Source organism: Bacillus sp. AR4-2, assembly GCF_008274865.1.
Taxonomy (GTDB): domain Bacteria; phylum Bacillota; class Bacilli; order Bacillales; family Bacillaceae_G; genus Bacillus_A; species Bacillus_A cereus.
The window spans coordinates 1,805,348-1,824,197 of the sequence record NZ_CP031062.1; the positions used below are offsets into that span (position 1 = coordinate 1,805,348).

Here is an 18,850-nt window from a genome sequence, read left to right on the forward strand (position 1 = left end):
ATTGAAAGGGATGGCAGTTGTAAAAGAGTGATGTAAGGAGGAAAAAGGATGAAAAAGAAGTTTCAAAAATTATAACATGTATCGTGTATAACGAGATTAGCTCGTGGACCTCCAATATACATAACACTATATTATATATTAAAAAATTGGAGGATATAAGTAGATGAGAACTGAAAAAGAAATGTTAGACGTAATTATAAATATAGCAAAAGAGGATGAAAGAATTCGAGCAGTTATCATGAATGGATCGCGTGTAAATCCAAATGTGAAAAGAGATTGTTTTCAAGACTATGATATTATGTATGTTGTAAATGATATACAATCTTTTACGTCTAATCATAATTGGGTTCATAGATTTGGAGAAATAATGATAGTACAAATGCCAGAAGAAATGTCGTTAGTTCAACCAGATGAAGATGGGAAGTTTCCGTATTTAATGCAGTTCATGGATGGGAATCGGATTGATTTAACGCTAGTTCCAGTTGAGTTAATAAAAAAGTTCGTTGGACAAGATAGTTTAAGTAAACTGCTTCTTGATAAAGATAATTGTATGGAAGGATTCCCGCCAGCAAGCGATAAGGATTACTTAATAAAAAAGCCTACAGAAAAAGAGTTTTTGGATTGCTGTAATGAATTTTGGTGGTGTAGTACAAATGTGGCAAAAGGGTTATGGAGAGAGGAACTTTCTTATGCAAAAGGAATGCTTGAAGGACCAGTGCGAGATATGTTCATTGTAATGCTAGAATGGCATATTGGTATGAAAACAGACTTTACAGTTAATACAGGGAAGTTTGGAAAGCATTTCGAGCAATATATTGAAGAAGATATGTGGGAGCAATTTAAAAGGACATTTTCTAATGCTGAATATGAAAACATATGGGAGTCATTCTTTGTCATGAGTGATTTATTTAGGGAAGTGGCGAACGAAATCGCTAACACGTATGAATATCAATATCCGCAAGATGAGGATGATAAAGTGACGAACTATTTAAAACATGTGAAAGCTTTGCCAAAAGATAGTACATCAATTTATTAATAATATAAAGTAGTAAGACTGTCCTAATTAAGGACAGTCTTATTTTTGTTTATGAATAACAATTTCTCTAACAAAGTGCAGATGAATCACATATGAAAATTTAGGGAGGTTTTTTATCATGTATTATTTTTATTCGCCACAAATGTTTGCTCCATATCAATGGGGACTAGAACGAGATGTTTCGTATGCTTATATGCCATATAATTCATTTTATTATGGAGACTATATAAACTCATTGCCATACGCATATATCCCTCAAAATTATGAAGTACAAATGAAAGCATATGATCGTGGATCGTGGACACCATTTTCATGGGTTGAAAAATATGCGTACGCATTTTCAGGACCGTATAATAAAGCGGAAGTCGCTCTTACATTTGATGATGGACCAGATTTAGAATTCACGCCAAAAATATTAGATAAGTTAAAACAACATAATGTAAAAGCTACTTTTTTCTTACTTGGTGAAAACGCAGAAAAATTTCCGAACGTAGTAAAGCGTATTGCAAATGAAGGGCATGTAATTGGTAATCATACGTACAGTCATCCGAATTTAGCGAAAGTAAATGACGTTGAGTACCGTAATCAAATTATAAAAACGGAAGAAATATTAAAACGTTTAGCCGGCTATGCCCCTAAATTTATACGTCCACCGTATGGTGAAATACTTGAAAATCAATTGAATTGGGCAACTGAGCAAAATTTTATGATTGTACAGTGGAGTGTTGATACAGTTGATTGGAAAGGTGTAAGTGCCGATACGATTACAAATAATGTGTTAGGGAATTCATTTCCAGGTAGTGTCATACTGCAGCATTCTACTCCAGGTGGGCATTTACAAGGATCTGTTGATGCACTAGACAAAATCATTCCGCAGTTAAAAACGAAAGGGGCACGTTTTGTAACACTTCCAAGTATGTTCCAGACATCGAAAGAAAGAAAGTGAATGTGTTATAAATTGGAAAAATAAAGGTTGTGTCGTATAATGAAAGTGTAAGTTAGTGGGGTATAATTGATTGATGCACTCGTAAACATAGGAATAAGCATATTGATTGGTATTATTTTTATACTTGCGGCAATTATTCTTCAAAAAAATCCACCGACCGATATTAATGCGGCATATGGTTATCGTACGAAACGATCTATGAAAAATAAGGAATTATGGGATGCGGGTAACAGGTATAGTGTAGAAGTGATGAAGCAAAACGGATTTATCATGATGTTAATTGGAAGTGTTATTAGTATACTGTTTAGATATCCACATACAATAATAGCGATTATGGTGGTTATGGTATTGTTAATCATTCGCTTATTTATACGAGTAGAGAACAGATTAAAGACAATTGAACAATGATGATAAGGAAAATAGGACTCTCAGTCAATGATAGATAGGAGTCCTATTATATTTACAAACTATTATTTTTTAGTAGTTCTTTTCCTTGTGCAACAACAAATTCATAGTATGCAAGATCATACGGATAAATATCTTCAAATGTTATCGTAATCGGTTTATTGTTTAAGACTGAAATTGTTTTTAAAGATGAAATCTCTCCATTTAATAGTTGTAGAAAAGAAGTTGCATGTACTTTCATCACATCGTCTACTTCTTCACCTGGTGCGAATGGAAGTGGATTGATGACATTGTGAAAATACATATGACAAAATTCACGATCAGTAAGATTTGAAATTTCATAGTCTATTTTAAAGATTCCTTTGTATACTAAATCAGTAGTTTGAAAGGAAAGCCCCAATTCTTCTTCGATTTCACGAAGACCACCAATTTGTACATCTTCATCATGCATAATATGTCCAGCTGAAGTAATATCCCATATACATGGAGCTTCTTTTTTATTTTTAGAGCGTAACTGGAAATATAAGAATATATCTTTAGCATCTTTTTCTACAAACCAACAGTGAAATGTTTCGTGCCAATCACCGTCACGATGCACTTCATCGCGTAATTTCTTCCCAAGTGTATTTCTTTCATAATCAAATATTGTTAACCACTCTGTCATTTTAATTCCCCTTTCTGCAAATTTTATTATACAATATTCGTATTGAATTTTGGGAAAATAAAGAAAAAGGGGCGATTATAAGTGGAGATAGAGCGTATGGAAATAAAATCGATTATTTCAACAGAGGAAGAGTTACGAAAAATATTGGGGCAACCAAGTGAGCGAGCATTGAAAAAAGTTATTTCATCATTAGACCACCATTGTGTAGATTTCCTTTCTAAATCTCCTTTTCTAGTATTATCTACTGCAAATAAGTTGGGGGAGTGTGACGCCTCGCCGAGAGGAGACGCACCTGGATTTGTATACGTACTCAATAATAATAAAATTATCATTCCAGAAAGACCAGGAAATCGTCGTATAGACTCCATTTTGAATATTATTTCAAATCCACGTGTAGGACTAATCTTTTTTATTCCAGGTCTTGGGGAGACACTCAGAATAAATGGCCGAGCATATATTACAAACGACGAAGAAATTTTGAAAGAAATGCAGGCGAATGGACGCAATCCGTTACTTGGAATTGTTGTTGAAATAGAAGAGTGTTACATTCATTGTGCAAAAGCGTTTATTCGTTCTAAGATGTGGGAATCAGAATCTTGGTTAAATAAAAAAGAGTTACCTTCAGCAGCAAAAATGTTGCTGGAGCATGCGAAAGTGAATACTTCAGAAGAAGATGTTGCACGTTCTTTAGAAGAAAGTTATACAAAAAGATTGTATTGAAAATTTTATTGATATAGTTTTGTAAGGTGGGTATGTACGGGTTTTAGAATGGGGAATTTATCCCGCATTAACGGGCAGTAAGATTCCTACCTCAAAATTCAGCGAAAACAAAGAAGTTAGGTGGGGATAAACAAAATCCCCACTGATTAAAGTTTCACTTTATATATGAACCGTTGATTTATAAACTGGAGAAATGACAAAATAGGTAAATTGAGTGGCAGTTGCATAATGTTATTGTGAAATATAATAAAAAATTATTTTGAAAATAGTTAGTAAAAATAGGCTTGCTTTTTAAAAAGTTGATAACTATAATAAGTTAACAAATAGACATGAACGAAAAAGTAATGATAAGGACACGAAATCATTTTTACGGTTTACAGAGAGGGAAGTCAAGGGTGTGAGCTTCCTAACACGAGAAATGGTTTTACCACCTTTGAACTTCAATAGTGAACGAGTAATCTAGTAATTATTGGCGGTATCAGCCGTTATCTGAACTTGAGCAATCTAGGAGGAGGTACGTCTAGATTGGAACAAGGGTGGAACCACGAAAACACATTCGTCCCTTTCCTAGGGAAGAATGTGTTTTTTTTATAGTGTTATAGATTGAAAATTTAAAATAATTAAAAATATTATTGATTTTGTTTTTTATGCGAGTATAATGAGTTAACAAATAAACATGAACGAAAAAAGTAACGATAAGGACACGAAATCATTTTTACGGTTTACAGAGAGGGAAGCCAAGGGTGTGAGCTTCCTAACACGAGAAATGATTTTACCACCTTTGAACTTCAATAGTGAACGAGTAATCTAGTAATTATTGACGGTATCAGCCGTTATCTGAACTTGAGCAATCTAGGAGGAGGTACGTCTAGATTGGAACAAGGGTGGAACCACGAAAACACATTCGTCCCTTTCCTAGGGAAGAGTGTGTTTTTTTATTACTTTGAAAGGAGGTGCGGTAATATGAAACGATTTATAAGTACGGAAATAACCACCACCTGCATGACAAAAAAGCAGAGTAAGGTGATTTATAGATGTAACAATTAAACTTTTAGGAGGAGATTAGAAGATGAATAACGTTATAAATGTTGGGGTATTAGGTTTAGGTACGGTCGGAAGTGGTGTTGTTCATATTTTGAAAGAACATTATAAAAAAATCGCACTTGATACAGGATACGAAGTGAAAGTGAAAACAGTCGTTGTACGTGATTTGGAAAAAGAACGCGATGTTTGTATTGATGGAATTGCAGTAACAAGTCATGCAGATGAAGTTCTAAATGATTCAAATATTGATATTGTAGTAGAGGTAATGGGTGGAATTGAAGAAGCAAAGCAGCATATTGTTAAGGCTTTACGAAATAAAAAGCATGTCGTAACAGCAAATAAAGATTTAATGGCTGTATATGGTGCAGAGCTTCTTCAACTGGCGAACGATAATGATTGTGATTTATGTTACGAAGCGAGTGTAGCGGGCGGTATTCCAGTGTTAAGAGGACTAACTGATGGGCTAGCATCAGATCAAATTGAAAAAATAATGGGAATTGTAAATGGTACAACAAATTATATGTTAACAAAAATGAGTCAAAATGGATGGTCTTATGAAGAGGCTTTACAGGAAGCACAAAAATTAGGCTTTGCAGAATCGGATCCGACAGCAGATGTAGATGGACTAGATGCGGCAAGAAAAGTAGCAATTCTTGCAAACTTAGGTTTTTCGATGAATGTTTCATTAGATGATGTGCAAGTAAGAGGGATTCGAAAGGTCGAAAAAGAAGATTTACAAATGGCTGAAAAGTTAGGATTTATTATGAAGTTAATTGGTAAGGCTGAAAAACAAGGACCAGCCATTCATTTAAGTGTAGAACCGACGCTTTTACCGAGCCAGCATCCATTATCAAATGTGAATAATGAATTTAATGCGGTGTATGTCCATGGCCAAGCGGTAGGAGAAGTAATGTTTTATGGACCCGGAGCTGGGAAGTTACCGACTGGTTCTGCTGTAGTAAGTGATATTATTTCAATCGTTAAAAATATGAATCAAGTTCCGAAAAATAAAAGTGCGTTAAAAGAACCAGTTCCTTATGAATTACAAGGTGATGAAGAAGTAGTTTCGAAATATTTCTTACGTATTTCATTACGAGATGAGCCTGGGATGTTACAAAAAATAACAGAATGTTTCGTTAATTATTCTGTAAGTTTAAAAGAGGTTATTCAATTACCTTTAAACCGTGAACTGGCAGAAGTCGTTGTTGTGACACATCGAACTTCCAAGTATCAATTTGAACGAGTTTTAGAAGCGATAGAAGCTGTCGCAAGTGAAATAAACAGTTACTACATTATTGAGGAGGAAAAACAATATGTATAAAGGACTATTAAAACAGTATGCGTCTTATTTACCAGTGAATGAAAATACACCTGATGTCAGCTTAATGGAAGGAAACACGCCACTTATTCCATTATTAAATATATCAAAACAATTAGGGATTCAGCTATACGGTAAGTACGAAGGAGCGAATCCGACAGGTTCTTTTAAAGATCGTGGTATGGTCATGGCAGTTGCTAAGGCGAAAGAAGAAGGTTCAGAAGCAATCATTTGTGCATCAACAGGTAATACATCAGCATCAGCTGCAGCATATGCGGCACGTCTTGGGATGAAATGCATTATCGTAATACCAGAAGGAAAGATTGCACATGGAAAATTAGCGCAAGCGGTCGCTTATGGAGCTGAAATTATTTCAATAGAAGGGAATTTCGATGATGCACTTAAGGCTGTAAGAAATATTGCTGCAGAAGAGCCGATTACGTTAGTAAATTCAGTGAATCCTTATCGAATTGAAGGGCAGAAAACGGCAGCATTTGAAATTTGTGACCAATTGCAAAATGCACCAGATGTTCTAGCTATCCCTGTTGGGAACGCAGGAAATATTACAGCATATTGGAAAGGTTTCTGTGAATATGAGAAAGAAAAAGGTTATAAGAAGCCAAGAATCCATGGTTTTGAAGCGGAAGGAGCAGCTGCAATTGTAAAAGGGCATGTAATTGAAGAACCTGAAACAATTGCAACAGCGATTCGCATAGGTAACCCAGCAAGTTGGTCGTATGCAGTAGAGGCTGCCGAGCAGTCTCGTGGTGAAATAGATATGGTATCAGATGAAGAAATTTTACATGCGTATAGGTTATTAGCAAAAACTGAAGGAGTTTTCGCTGAACCAGGATCAAATGCTTCATTAGCCGGCGTAATTAAACATGTTGAATCTGGAAAAATCAAAAAGGGAGAAACAGTTGTTGCAGTATTAACTGGAAATGGTTTGAAGGATCCTGATATCGCTATTTCTTCAAATCAACTAGACATCGCAAGTGTGTCAAATGATATAGAACAAATTAAAGATCATATTAAAGGGGTGATTATGTCGTGATACCATTTAGCGTTCGTGTCCCTGCTAGTACGGCGAATGTTGGTCCTGGATTTGATTCAGTTGGAATAGCTTTGTCATTGTATTTAGATGTGGTGGTTAAAGAAAAAGCTGATAAATGGCAAGTGATCCATTCCTTTGAAGAATCAATTCCGACAGACGATAAAAATTTAATCGTTAGCACGGCATGTAAAGTATGTCCTTCTATATCATCCCATATAATAGAAGTTACTAGTAATATCCCATTAACGAGAGGGCTAGGAAGTAGTGCATCAGCGATTGTAGCTGGGATAGAGCTTGCGAATCAACTAGGCAATTTGAACTTAACTGCTGATCAAAAAGTTCAAATTGCTACAAATTTTGAAGGACATCCTGATAATGTTGCTGCTTCTATATTAGGTGGAACTGTAATTGGAGCACTTGATGGAAAGGATGTTTCCGTCGTAAGAATTGAGAGCAAGGAATTGGGTGTAATTTCTCTCATTCCGAATGCAGAATTAAATACAGATGAAAGTCGATCTGTATTACCAAAGATGTTTCCGTTTCATGAGGCAGTTAAAGCTAGTGCGATAAGTAACGTATTAGTAGCTGCATTATGTCAAAAGCGGTGGGAAGTTGTAGGTGAAATGATGGAGAGAGACCATTTTCACGAACCATATCGTTTAGAACTCGTACCATTATTACCATCTATTCGTAAATGCGCAAAAGAATTTGGTGCGTACGGCACAGCACTTAGCGGTGCGGGGCCATCTATTTTTATATTAACGCCATATGAGAAGCGTCAAGAAATCACTGAGCAATTAGCGAGAGTATTTACAGATATGAAAGTATGTGAGCTTGAAATCGACCATAAAGGTATTATTGTAAATAAGGAAGAGCATATTGGATCGTAAAGAAAGCTGGCATGGCTAGCTTTCTTTACGTTGCAAACCTATTTTAAATTAGGTTTTTTCGGAAAAAATATAAAACAAATGTTGATTTTGAATAATGTAAGTAAAGAGTGCATTCATTTTGGAGGTGATTAAATGAATAAAGAGTCACCAGAAGAAAAAAGAGAGCGTATGAGACAAAGTGAATTAAAAAGTAATCCTACGGGTTCTTTACGTGACGGACTCAATAGAGCGGAAACGGGTAGTCCAGTTGATATAACAGGCGGTATGAATTGGAAAGGTACAGGAATAATCATTTTAGTACTACTTTTAGGATACATTGTATACACTTATTTTTTCAGTTGAAGAATGCTTGTTAAAATTTTGATTTGTTTAGTTTCATAATTGTTGAGAAAAAATGCAGTTACTGTATTACATATCTTCTAAGCGAATTATAGTTGTTCATATCAACTTTTAATACTCCAAACAGAGCTAGCAAAATGCTAGCTCTATTATCTTTTGCCACATTCCTGTAACAAAGCATCTGTATATTCATTGGTGGAGGTGCAGAGGATGAAAAAAATGATAGCGATATGTCTTCTTACAACTATGTCGTTTTCAACTTTAGTCGGTTGTGACGTAAAAGGTAGTAATGCTGTACAAGAGTCTAAAATAAAGAAAGCGACGTATAAAGATTTTACTTATGATGTAAATCCAGAAACATTCACATTAACTGTAGAACATGAGGGGGTAAAGGAACAGGCATCACAACCCCTACCGAAAATGAAGGTATCGAATGTAAAAAAAGAAAAGGATCGTACATCGTGGGAATATCCAGATCAAAAAGTAAAAATAAAATTAGAAAAGAAAAAAGACCACTTAAACATTGAAGTGGAATCGACTGGTGCAGAAAGCTTTACATGGCCGAAAGTAGAAGCTGAAAATTATACACTTCCATTATGGGAGGGTAAGCAAATTCCGAGCAATGATGAGAATTGGAAGAAGTTTTTAAAGGATGATGCATATTCATTTGCTGAATCATTTTCTATGAAGTTTTTCGCATTAAATGGTTCGAAATATTCAATTGTATATATTGCAACGAATATGTTTAATAATGAATTGAAATTTCATTCGGATCCGAAAATAGGATTTGATTTTACACATGAATTTCCGAGCATAAATAAAAATAAAACATATGGATTTCAATTATATGTGACAAATAATGATGCGGTAAGCATTACTAAACTGTATAAGGATGATATTGTTCGAAAAGGTGAATTTAAAACATTACAAGAAAAGGCTAGAAAAAATAAAGAAATCGAAAAGTTATATGGAGCGGCGCATTTTTATTTTTGGAATCAAAATGGTTTATCAGAAAGTAATATAAATTGGTCAAAACTAAGAGAGCAAATAAATAGCCCGCTGTTTAGTCATATAAAAGAACTTATTCAAAAGAATAGTTCAGAGCCTGGGGAACTGAATGTATTAGATCAAGTAAGTAAACAAGATTTTATTGATAAGTATCAAAAAAATGTTATTTTACGTTATATAAACGAAGTGTTATCTATGAAGGAATTTTATAAAGAGGATATTTTTCAAAACGTTAATCAGGAAGCTAGTGTGCTATTAAAGAAAGGTGTAGGTCACTTAACGAATACAGAATCGTATAGCTTAAATAAGCATTTATTAAAGTCGCTACTTGGTGATGCGGTTGAAGAGGTAAGTAAATGGGGTAATGCAGATGGAACGGACATACTAAAGGAAATGAAAGAGGCAGGAATAGAAAAAGCATGGATTGGTCTGCCGAACTGGGAACAAGGATTTATGCAACCTAATTTCGTAACAAAAGCTAAGGAAATGGGGTATTTAGTTGGTCCGTATGATTCATATCATTCCATTCACGAAAAAAGTGATAAAAATTGGAACACAGCATCCTTTAATGACCCATCATTATACGAAGAGGCTACTGTAACGAAGAAAAACGGAGAAAAGGTGCAAGGCTTTTTAGGTAGAGGTCGCAAATTAAACCCGACTTTATCGCTGCCTAGTGTAAAGGAACGCATGAATGATATATTACAAAATGGTCCTAAATATAATTCATGGTTTATTGATTGTGATGCGACAGGTGAAATTTACGATGACTATTCAGCGAAACATATAACGACGCAAGAGCAAGATTTAAAAGCACGTTTAAAACGAATGGACTACATTGCGCAAGAAAAGGGTATGGTCGTTGGTTCTGAAGGCGGAAATGATTTTGCTAGTAGTACGATTGCATTTGCACACGGAATTGAAACACCTGTTATTAAATGGGACGATGAAGATATGCGGAAAAATAAAACAAGTCCGTATTATGTCGGTGGATATTGGTCACCAAATCAAAATGTGCCTGAAAAATATGCAAAACAAGTACCATTGAAAGAAGAATATAAACAAGTATATTTAAACCCAGTATATTCGGTACCATTATATAAATTAGTATACAATGATTCCGTTATTACAACGCATCATTGGGAATGGGGAAGTTTAAAGGTAAAAGATGAAGTTGGAAATCGAATGCTGTCTGAATTATTGTATAATGTTCCTCCGTTGTACCATTTAGATGAAGTAGAGTGGAATAAGCATAAAAAAGAAATTACAGAGCATCTAAAAGTTTGGAATGAAGTTCATGAAAAAGCAGTAAAAGAAGAGATGACGAATTTTGCGTATTTGTCAGAAGATAAGCTAGTACAATCTGTTTCTTATGGAAAAGATATTAAAATCATTGTGAACTTCTCAAATGAAGACATGGAAATAGAAAAAACGAAAATAAAAGCAAAGTCGGCTTACATTGATAATCAGGGGAAGAAAAGTGTGTATACGCCGTTTGAGAAATAATAAAGTTAAATATACTGTATTCATAGAGATTTTATAATTAGCTGGATTCTTTATTCATATCGTTTGTTAGGAAAAAGACATTCTAATTTAAAATGAAAGAGTTAATAAATTTGTAAATCCGCATGTTGCGAAGTGCTAAATTTTTGAAATTGGTAAATAGTGACTTGCCAAAAATAAGTACGAGAGTATAATGTGAAATGGAATACGTATTGGGTTTAAGTAGTAACCTTACAAAATTGTAAGGTTAGTGAAAGGAAATTCAATATGAAGATAAATAGACTTACATTATACTTGGTAAAGAGAAAGAGAGGCGAATGGGTATGAGCTCTGAATTAGAACAAAATACGAGAAGTAATAAAAAGCGTTCTAAAAGAAAGTCAATAAAATGGTTCATATTAATTCCATTTTTCCTACTTATTTTTGGAGGAGTAGGATATGGTTCGTTTATATATAATAAAGCAAAAGCTGTTGTAAATGATGCGTATGCAAAAATTGATAAGTCATCAAAGCGTGATAAAGAAGTCGAACCTTTAAAGGATAATATTTCAATATTAATCATGGGTGTAGATGGAAGTGAAATGAGAAAAAGCCAATATGGCGAAGCAGTTCGAACAGATGCACTTTTATTAGCAACAATTAATAAAGATGATAAGTCTGTTAAGCTAGTAAGTATCCCACGTGATTCACGTGTTTACATTCCAACTAGAAAAAAATTAGATAAAATTACTCATGCTCACGTATTTGGTGGCGTAGAAAGTACACGCGATACGGTGGAAAGATTTTTAAATGTACCTGTTGATTATTATGTGAAGTTTAACTTTGAATCATTCGTACAAATTGTCGATTCAATTGGTGGTATTGATATTGATGTCCCAGTTACTTTCACTGAACAAGATAGTAAAGACCAGGCTGGTATGATCCATTTAGAAAAAGGTTACCAACATTTAAATGGAGAACAAGCACTTGCACTTGCAAGAACGCGTAAAATTGATAGTGACGCAATGCGTGGACAGAGACAGCAACTTGTAATAGAAGCAATTGCTAAAAAAGCGATGTCTGTTCAATCAATTAGCAAAATGGGCTCTTTACTGGATGCGGTTGATAAAAATATGAAAACGAACTTAACATTTGACGATATGCTGGCCATTACAAAAAATATGGCAGGATCTAATTTGGAAATGGAAAAAATGCAAATAGAAGGTACAGATAAACGTATCGGTGGTATTTATTATTACATTCCAAATGAAAAAAATGTAAAAGATATTTCAAAAAAATTAAATGATCATTTAGGTGTAACGCCAAAATCAGTCCGAAACGAATAATAAAAAAAGATTGGCTTTTGCCAATCTTTTTTTTTGGAATGTATTTGTAACTTTTCTGTAACGATTTTTTAGTTTAGAAAAATTATACTCATATGTATGAGTATAATGGATAGGTAAAAAAGTAAAAGGACATATTCAAAATTTGTGGTAAGGAAAGATATCATATGCAGAAATGGTTAAGCATGATGGGAATTATCTTTATATTGACTGGATGTAAAATGTCTGAAGCTCCAACAAGTCTAATGGAAGCTCCTACAAATGAAAAATGGATTAATGAATTAAAGGAACAAATTGATAAAGATTTACCTGTTAATTATCGCTTACTTACTCCAATGTCTAACAAAGATAAACAGATGATTTGGTCAATGAATTTTAAACAAGATAATAAGAAAGAAGCCATCTTATTTTATAAATTGCCGAATGAAGATCATAGCGTATATTTAGCCGTATATGAAGAAATCGGAAATGGCTGGAGAATAAAGTCCACACATAAATTTGATGGTGGAGATGTAGATATCGTTGAAGTCGGTGATTTTACAGGGAACGGGAAGAGAGAGTTGTTAATCGGAATCTCTGTAAATCGTGAATCGTTAGAACATGTTATGTATGTTTTTTCGGAAGAAAATGAAGAGATGAAGGAAATATATAATCGAAGTTATACGAAGTTATTCATAGAGGATCTAAATGAAAATGGACTGAAAGATATAAGCCTTGTTACATTTGAAAAAGATGAGAAGCTGACAGTTGAGTTCATGGAACAATTTAAGACTTTATCTGAAGTGTCATACGATCCATTTATAAATAGTATTCAAAGAATACAAATGGGTCGTATATCTAAATCACTAAAGGCGGTAGTAATTGATGCAGGAGTTGGCGCTCATTCAGGTATAACTTATGTAGCAAAATTTGATCAGGATCATTATGAAGTATTACCTATAGGTGGGAAAGAAGATTTATTTAATGAATATGTTGTAGAAAGTAAAGATGTTAATGAAGATGGCATTATTGAATTTGTTCGTACTGTACGTCCAAAAGGTTGGGAGGATAAATCACATGGTGATAGTCCGCTTTTTGAACGTTACATACAGTGGAGTGAATCTGGAATTAAACCAATTGAAGAACGATATATAGATATAGAAAAAGGGTATTATGTGAAAATTCCTAAAGAGTTAATAGGGAAAATTACAATACCAGATCAGCAAAAAGAATCAAATTCTCAAAAGTTTTTGGATACAAGAACAAATAAAATATGGCTTGAAGTTCATATTTTTAAGCGGAAAGAATGGTTCAATATAAAAGGCTACAGCGCAGCAATTAAAACGGCTTCTCACGTATATGCAGTACCGAAGCAATCGGAATTTGAAAAAGTGAAAGCATATATAAAACCGCTAGCGGATTATCAACAAGAGTAGGAGGTGGGAATTATGTCAAAAATTTTAGTTTTAGAAGATGAATTAACGATCCGTAGCTTTATTGTTTTAAATTTAAAACGTGCTGGATTTTATGTAATAGAAGCTACTACTGGAGAAGAAGCATTACAGATTTTGAGTGAGCAAACTGTTGATATAGCACTGCTGGATGTAATGTTACCGGGGATTGATGGTTTAGAAGTTTGTAAGGCTATCAGGAAAGAAAATAAAAAAATGGGTATTATTATGTTAACCGCACGTGTACAAGATGAAGATAAGGTGCAAGGACTAGGAATAGGTGCAGATGATTATATTGCAAAACCGTTTAGTCCAGTAGTATTAACTGCACGTATACAGTCTTTATTAAGAAGAATAGAAGTACATGAAGAAAAAACGAATATTGTTACGTCAGGTCCATTTTCGTTAAATATTATAGAAGAAAGATTGTATAAAGATGGACAATTAGTCGATTTAACACCTACAGAGTATATGATATTACAGTATTTAATGAATCAGGCTTCAAAGCCAGTTTCGCGTGATGAAATTTTAAATATGATTTGGGGAACCAATTACGTAGGTGAGACGAAAGTAGTAGATGTAAATATGAGACGGTTACGTCAAAAGATAGAATGTAATCCATCAGAACCTGAATTTATTCTTACGGTGTGGGGAAAAGGATATGTGTGGAAGGAAAGTATGAGATGAAACGGAAAGTGACTTTATATTTTATGACGGTCATTACACTTATGCTTGTATTATTTGAAGTTGTATTTTCAGTCTCAATTTATCGATACTATTATAATGGTATTGTGCAATATATAGAGTCTCATGCGAAAACGAGTACACGTTTTTTTTCAGAATACAATTCACTATACTTTATTCGATTACAAGAATATAGTGGTGACATAATTAGTAGCTTTCAATTAGAAGGAACAGAATTACAGTTAATTGATCGTCACGGCTCGGTTATACAATCTTCAAGTGGTGAAAAGGTAGAAGGTAAAGTGAATATTCCACAATCATTATTAGAAGGTGAAATGTATAATCAAGTTACTACGAAAGGTAATAAAAAACAACTAGAGGTGCTAAGCCCACTTATACATCAAGGACAAACTATTGGTGTTTTAAAATATACGACTGTTTTAACAAATGTAAATAAAAAGATTATTGAAATTATTACGTTTACTATTTCTGTAGGTATTGTTATTTCGGGAGTCGCCTTCTTAATTAGTAGACGTTTGGCAAATTCATTTGTTGAGCCAATTGAATCCATTATTCAAGCCTCTTCACAAATTGCAGAAGGCACATTAAAGCAAAAAATTAAAGAAGATTATCCTGGAGAATTAGGTGAATTGGCACATAGTTTAAATTATATGGCCTATAAAATAGATAAGGCTGAGCAGATGAAAAATGAATTCATTGCTTCTATTTCGCACGAAATACGAACGCCTTTAACAGGAATTAAAGGTTGGAGTGAGACGTTAAAAACAGTAGATCATTTAACAGAAGAAGAAATAAAGCAAGGTATGGGCATTATTTCAGGTGAGACAGATAGATTGATTCATTTAGTAGAAGAATTGCTAGATTTTTCAAGATTACAATCAAATCATTTTAATTTATATAAACAAAAGGTGCAGTTGTACGATATACTAGAGGAGACGATTTGGCAATTAACTCCTAAATCGGAAGAGAAGGAAATTCAATTTATTACTACTATAGACCGAATTGAATTGATGGGAGATCGAAATAGGTTAAAGCAAGTTTTCTTGAATATTGTTCAAAATGCAATTAAGTATTCACATAAAAAAAGTACAATACACATTGAAGCGACTAAAATAGAAGGACAAGCAGTGATTAAGGTAAGAGACGAAGGGATTGGAATTGCTAAAGAACATTTACCATATATTGAGCAATCATTTTACCAAATTAATAATCATGCTGCAGGTGCAGGTATTGGTTTAGCTATCGTTAAAAAAATGGTAGAGCTTCATGGCGGTGTGCTTAGTGTTACAAGCAAAGAAGGAATAGGAACAACAATTTTGATAAAACTCCCATTATAATACAAATAAAATCTATTTATATGGTGAAATAAAAATAAATAGATGTATAATTATATTGGGCGATTTATATATAAGATTAATAGGGAGAGGAATTCGATAGAATGGAAAAAGCTTTAAAAATTAAACAAATAGTAGTCGTTTTAATAGCGATTGCCGCAGTAGCTATTGGGTATTACATGTTTCAATCAATTACTTCACCAGCAAAAGCTGTTGCGAAACAAGAAAATGTAGTGCAGCTTGCAAGTGAACAGCCGAAAGTTGAAATGAATAAAACGGCACCAAGTCGTTTTAATGGAAAAGAAAGAAAAGTTGCTTATCTTACATTTGACGATGGGCCAGGGAAATATACGGCTGAATTATTAAATACGCTAAAACAACATGATGCGAAGGCGACGTTCTTTTTAATTGGAGCGAATGTAAAAGAATTTCCTGATTTAGTGAAACGTGAAAATGCTGAGGGTCATTATGTAGGCATGCATAGTATGACACATAATTTCGCAAAGTTATATAAAAATGGCGAGTATGTAAATGAGATGAAAGAAGATCAAGGTTTAATCGCTAATATTATTGGGAAATCACCTAAATTAACACGTCCTCCATATGGTTCGATGCCTGGATTGAATGAAGGTCTTCGAAATAAAGTGGTAGAAGGCGGATTTAAAGTATGGGATTGGACAATTGATTCATTAGATTGGAGATACAATAAAATGCCAGTTGATGCAGCTGCAGCACAAATTGCTCAAAACGTATTAACAAACGCAACAAAACCACAAGAAGTAATTTTAATGCATGATATTCACCCGCAATCAGTTGCTGCTGTGCCAGCAATTTTAAAGGGGCTAAAAGAAAAAGGTTATGAGTTTGAAGCTTATCATGAAGAGAGTCACTTCCCAGTGAACTTCTGGCATGATAACCGTATGTAATGGAGGAATGAACGTTGAAGTATGGAAAAGTAGCAGTAGTTGGAGCATTATCAGTAGGACTTTTAACAGGTTGTTTCGGTGAAAAGCCAGAAGAAAATCTATATACAGCTTTTGAAACAGCAGCAACACAAGAAAAATCTTTAGTGGATGAAGCAAAAAAATTAGAGCAGTTAGAGAAACAAGGGCAAGAATTATATGCTCAAATTTTGCAAGAAGGTAAAGATCATAATGAAGCAGTTGTGAAGAAAATAGAGCAAGCTACTGCAAATGTAGATGATCGTGAAAAAGTATTGAAAAGTGAGAAAGAAATGCTAGAAAAAGCACAGAAGGAAACGAAATCTGTTCAAAGTAATATAGAGAAGATTGAAGATAAGAAGTTACAAAAACAAGCAAAAGCAGTAGAAGAGTCGTATAAGAATCGTTATGATGCATTCCAAAAGATGAATGAAAATTACACGAAAGTGTTAGCAACTGAAAAAGAACTGTATGAAAAATTAAAAGTAAAAGAAACGAAATTAAAAGAAATCGGTGAAAAAGTTAAAACTGTTAATGAATTAAATGTGGAAGCACAAAAGTCGAAAGAGCAGTTTAACAAATTTACAAAAGAGTATAATGACAGTAAATTAGCATTCTACAAAGGTGCAGAAATTAAGATTAAAGATCAGAAATAAAGAAGAATCTAAAGTGTAATAAAAAGCCGGAGAAACATCGTTATAAATGTTTTTTCGGTTTTTTACGTTAAATGAATAGAAAAGACTGGAATTGATATCATAAAAGAGTTATAGTGAGTTATTCTAAGGGAAACATTGTAAAGTAAGGAGAATAGGAATATGTCATATGAATTTTTACTCAAATTAGGTTTAGCACTCTTTTTAGGATTATTCATCGGGATAGATAGGCAGCTAAAGAATAAACCACTTGGTGTGAAAACAAGTATGGTTATTTCTGTAGCAAGTTGTTTAATTACGATGGTTTCAATTGAATCTGTGCATGTATATTCTGTTCCAGGACATACAAATATGGATCCGATGCGACTGGCCGCTCAAATTGTTAGTGGAATTGGTTTTCTTGGCGCAGGTGTCATTTTACGAAGAAGTAATGACGTTATTTCTGGATTAACAACAGCTTCTATGGTGTGGGCTGCTTCAGCTTTAGGAATCGCAATTGGTGCGGGATTTTATTTACAAGCGACAGTTGCTATGGTTTTAATTATTTTAGCGATTAATGTACTTCCGCAACTTGTGAAAATTGCAGGACCGTATTCATTAAGACAAAAGGATTTATCTATAAAAATTACTGTTAAAGAGCATCATGAGTTAGATGGTATATTTAAGCAAATTAAAAATTTAGGCATGCATGTGAAACGCGTGAAAATTAAAGATATAGATAGTGGAGCATTTCAGCAACTAGAGATGGTTATTTTAGCTCCAGAAGATTTATATACAACAGAATTATATAGTTCCCTGAAAGAGATTGATCGAGTAGTTTCAGTTGAAGTGGAAAGTAGATAATTGTGATAAAAAAGAGTGAAGTGAATTCACTCTTTTTTATTTGGATTTTTAAGGAATGAAATTGATATAATGATGAGTAATAAAGGGGGAGAAATGATGGGAATACATATTAGAAGAGCAATAAAGGATGATATACAAGGTATAGCAAAGGTGCATGTCGATAGTTGGAAAGCAACGTATAAAGGGATATTTGCTGACGAAATTCTAGATAATATAGCATATGAGAAACGAGAAAAACAATGGGAAGATATTTTTCAAAAAGAAGGTAATCATCAATTTAGATTTGTAGCAGAGAATTTAAATGGAGAAATAGTTGGATTCATCGATGGGGGGATAGAAAGAACTGATACATATAATTGTGATGGAGAATTATATGCAATCTACCTTTTACAAGAGTATCAAGGAATGAAAATAGGACAAAAGTTATTTCAAGCGTTACTATCAGAATGTGTAAAGAATGATATGCAATCACTTTTAGTTTGGGTTGTTACGAATAATCCTTCTAAAAAGTTTTATGAAAAATTTAACCCTGAAAAAATTGATACGAAATTTTTAGAGAGAGTAAGGGTAGAAGAAACAGCGTATTGTTGGAGAGATTTAAATTTGTTACAAAAACAAACAGCTATATAGATTTATACATATAATAATATTATGTAAATATATCATAGGGAAAGGTATACCTCATTTGGTGTACC

General features: G+C 33.7%; 18 protein-coding genes and 2 other annotated features. Of the genes, 17 read left to right on the forward strand and 1 reads right to left on the reverse strand.

From position 1 onward, the window contains the following. The first annotated feature begins 163 nt into the window (after positions 1-163). The 3 genes from DN399_RS09395 to DN399_RS09405 all read left to right on the forward strand — a co-directional run bounded on the left by DN399_RS09395 (position 164) and on the right by DN399_RS09405 (position 2,390). Positions 164-1,036, forward strand: coding sequence for an aminoglycoside 6-adenylyltransferase (locus tag DN399_RS09395; protein WP_001258539.1), 873 nt, complete (start codon positions 164-166; stop codon positions 1,034-1,036). A gap of 118 nt (positions 1,037-1,154) precedes the next feature. Next, positions 1,155-1,982, forward strand: coding sequence for a peptidoglycan-N-acetylglucosamine deacetylase (locus tag DN399_RS09400; protein ID WP_000291222.1), 828 nt, complete (start codon positions 1,155-1,157; stop codon positions 1,980-1,982). Between the two features lie 66 nt (positions 1,983-2,048). Further along, the gene (locus DN399_RS09405) at positions 2,049-2,390 is read left to right on the forward strand and encodes an SdpI family protein (protein WP_000564329.1); all 342 of its coding nucleotides are present in this window, start codon (positions 2,049-2,051) and stop codon (positions 2,388-2,390) included. 52 nt (positions 2,391-2,442) lie between these two features. On the opposite strand, the gene DN399_RS09410 is transcribed toward DN399_RS09405, so the two are convergent. Beyond that, the gene (locus DN399_RS09410; RefSeq protein ID WP_049107617.1) at positions 2,443-3,051 is read right to left on the reverse strand and encodes an NUDIX hydrolase; all 609 of its coding nucleotides are present in this window, start codon (positions 3,049-3,051) and stop codon (positions 2,443-2,445) included. Between the two features lie 81 nt (positions 3,052-3,132). Between DN399_RS09410 and DN399_RS09415 the strand changes: the two genes are divergently transcribed. From DN399_RS09415 to DN399_RS09480, 14 genes are all read left to right on the forward strand, one after another. Next, positions 3,133-3,771, forward strand: a complete 639-nt coding sequence (locus DN399_RS09415) for a pyridoxamine 5'-phosphate oxidase family protein (RefSeq protein ID WP_000402142.1) — start codon at positions 3,133-3,135, stop codon at positions 3,769-3,771. Positions 3,772-4,106: 335 nt separating this feature from the next. Further along, positions 4,107-4,338, forward strand: a binding site (T-box leader). 116 nt (positions 4,339-4,454) lie between these two features. Further along, positions 4,455-4,686: a binding site (T-box leader), on the forward strand. Between the two features lie 154 nt (positions 4,687-4,840). Beyond that, entirely contained in the window at positions 4,841-6,136 is a 1,296-nt protein-coding gene (locus DN399_RS09420) for a homoserine dehydrogenase (protein WP_001066898.1), read from the forward strand. Then, complete coding sequence (gene thrC, locus DN399_RS09425; protein ID WP_000276438.1) at positions 6,129-7,187, forward strand: threonine synthase; 1,059 nt, start codon at positions 6,129-6,131, stop codon at positions 7,185-7,187. The genes DN399_RS09420 and thrC overlap by 8 nt, the downstream gene beginning before the upstream one ends. Then, the gene (thrB, locus tag DN399_RS09430; protein ID WP_049107618.1) at positions 7,184-8,077 is read left to right on the forward strand and encodes a homoserine kinase; all 894 of its coding nucleotides are present in this window, start codon (positions 7,184-7,186) and stop codon (positions 8,075-8,077) included. Before thrC ends, thrB begins: the two co-directional genes overlap by 4 nt. 132 nt (positions 8,078-8,209) lie before the next feature. Beyond that, the gene (locus tag DN399_RS09435; RefSeq protein ID WP_049107619.1) at positions 8,210-8,419 is read left to right on the forward strand and encodes a DUF6366 family protein; all 210 of its coding nucleotides are present in this window, start codon (positions 8,210-8,212) and stop codon (positions 8,417-8,419) included. Between the two features lie 207 nt (positions 8,420-8,626). After that, a complete protein-coding gene (locus tag DN399_RS09440; RefSeq protein WP_049107620.1) occupies positions 8,627-10,930 on the forward strand; it encodes a glycoside hydrolase in 2,304 nt (767 codons plus the stop codon). A gap of 320 nt (positions 10,931-11,250) precedes the next feature. Continuing rightward, positions 11,251-12,252, forward strand: a complete 1,002-nt coding sequence (locus DN399_RS09445; protein WP_001987131.1) for an LCP family protein — start codon at positions 11,251-11,253, stop codon at positions 12,250-12,252. Between the two features lie 164 nt (positions 12,253-12,416). Continuing rightward, positions 12,417-13,664, forward strand: coding sequence for a hypothetical protein (locus DN399_RS09450; RefSeq protein ID WP_001174867.1), 1,248 nt, complete (start codon positions 12,417-12,419; stop codon positions 13,662-13,664). Between the two features lie 12 nt (positions 13,665-13,676). Then, entirely contained in the window at positions 13,677-14,366 is a 690-nt protein-coding gene (locus DN399_RS09455) for a response regulator transcription factor (protein ID WP_000036071.1), read from the forward strand. Further along, positions 14,363-15,721 carry a sensor histidine kinase gene (locus DN399_RS09460; protein ID WP_000824532.1) on the forward strand — a complete coding sequence of 453 codons (1,359 nt, stop codon included), beginning with the start codon at positions 14,363-14,365 and terminating at the stop codon, positions 15,719-15,721. Before DN399_RS09455 ends, DN399_RS09460 begins: the two co-directional genes overlap by 4 nt. 101 nt (positions 15,722-15,822) lie before the next feature. After that, positions 15,823-16,644 (forward strand): peptidoglycan-N-acetylglucosamine deacetylase, encoded by an 822-nt coding sequence (locus tag DN399_RS09465; RefSeq protein WP_000409484.1) that lies wholly within the window; start codon positions 15,823-15,825, stop codon positions 16,642-16,644. Between the two features lie 14 nt (positions 16,645-16,658). Further along, a complete protein-coding gene (locus tag DN399_RS09470; RefSeq protein WP_000873566.1) occupies positions 16,659-17,315 on the forward strand; it encodes a YkyA family protein in 657 nt (218 codons plus the stop codon). A gap of 159 nt (positions 17,316-17,474) precedes the next feature. Beyond that, positions 17,475-18,155, forward strand: a complete 681-nt coding sequence (locus tag DN399_RS09475; protein WP_000119510.1) for an MgtC/SapB family protein — start codon at positions 17,475-17,477, stop codon at positions 18,153-18,155. A gap of 93 nt (positions 18,156-18,248) precedes the next feature. Next, positions 18,249-18,785 carry a GNAT family N-acetyltransferase gene (locus DN399_RS09480; RefSeq protein ID WP_012593210.1) on the forward strand — a complete coding sequence of 179 codons (537 nt, stop codon included), beginning with the start codon at positions 18,249-18,251 and terminating at the stop codon, positions 18,783-18,785. Positions 18,786-18,850: the final 65 nt, after the last annotated feature.

Excerpts from the sequence above, each read along its gene's own strand:
- DN399_RS09395 (WP_001258539.1), top strand. The coding sequence starts at position 164 with ATGAGAACTGAAAAAGAAATGTTAGACGTAATTATAAATATAGCAAAA.
- DN399_RS09400 (WP_000291222.1), top strand. The coding sequence starts at position 1,155 with ATGTATTATTTTTATTCGCCACAAATGTTTGCTCCATATCAATGGGGA.
- DN399_RS09410 (WP_049107617.1), bottom strand. The coding sequence starts at position 3,051 with ATGACAGAGTGGTTAACAATATTTGATTATGAAAGAAATACACTTGGG.
- DN399_RS09420 (WP_001066898.1), top strand. The coding sequence starts at position 4,841 with ATGAATAACGTTATAAATGTTGGGGTATTAGGTTTAGGTACGGTCGGA.
- thrC (WP_000276438.1), top strand. The coding sequence starts at position 6,129 with ATGTATAAAGGACTATTAAAACAGTATGCGTCTTATTTACCAGTGAAT.
- DN399_RS09435 (WP_049107619.1), top strand. The coding sequence starts at position 8,210 with ATGAATAAAGAGTCACCAGAAGAAAAAAGAGAGCGTATGAGACAAAGT.
- DN399_RS09440 (WP_049107620.1), top strand. The coding sequence starts at position 8,627 with ATGAAAAAAATGATAGCGATATGTCTTCTTACAACTATGTCGTTTTCA.
- DN399_RS09445 (WP_001987131.1), top strand. The coding sequence starts at position 11,251 with ATGAGCTCTGAATTAGAACAAAATACGAGAAGTAATAAAAAGCGTTCT.
- DN399_RS09450 (WP_001174867.1), top strand. The coding sequence starts at position 12,417 with ATGCAGAAATGGTTAAGCATGATGGGAATTATCTTTATATTGACTGGA.
- DN399_RS09455 (WP_000036071.1), top strand. The coding sequence starts at position 13,677 with ATGTCAAAAATTTTAGTTTTAGAAGATGAATTAACGATCCGTAGCTTT.
- DN399_RS09460 (WP_000824532.1), top strand. The coding sequence starts at position 14,363 with ATGAAACGGAAAGTGACTTTATATTTTATGACGGTCATTACACTTATG.
- DN399_RS09465 (WP_000409484.1), top strand. The coding sequence starts at position 15,823 with ATGGAAAAAGCTTTAAAAATTAAACAAATAGTAGTCGTTTTAATAGCG.
- DN399_RS09475 (WP_000119510.1), top strand. The coding sequence starts at position 17,475 with ATGTCATATGAATTTTTACTCAAATTAGGTTTAGCACTCTTTTTAGGA.
- DN399_RS09480 (WP_012593210.1), top strand. The coding sequence starts at position 18,249 with ATGATGGGAATACATATTAGAAGAGCAATAAAGGATGATATACAAGGT.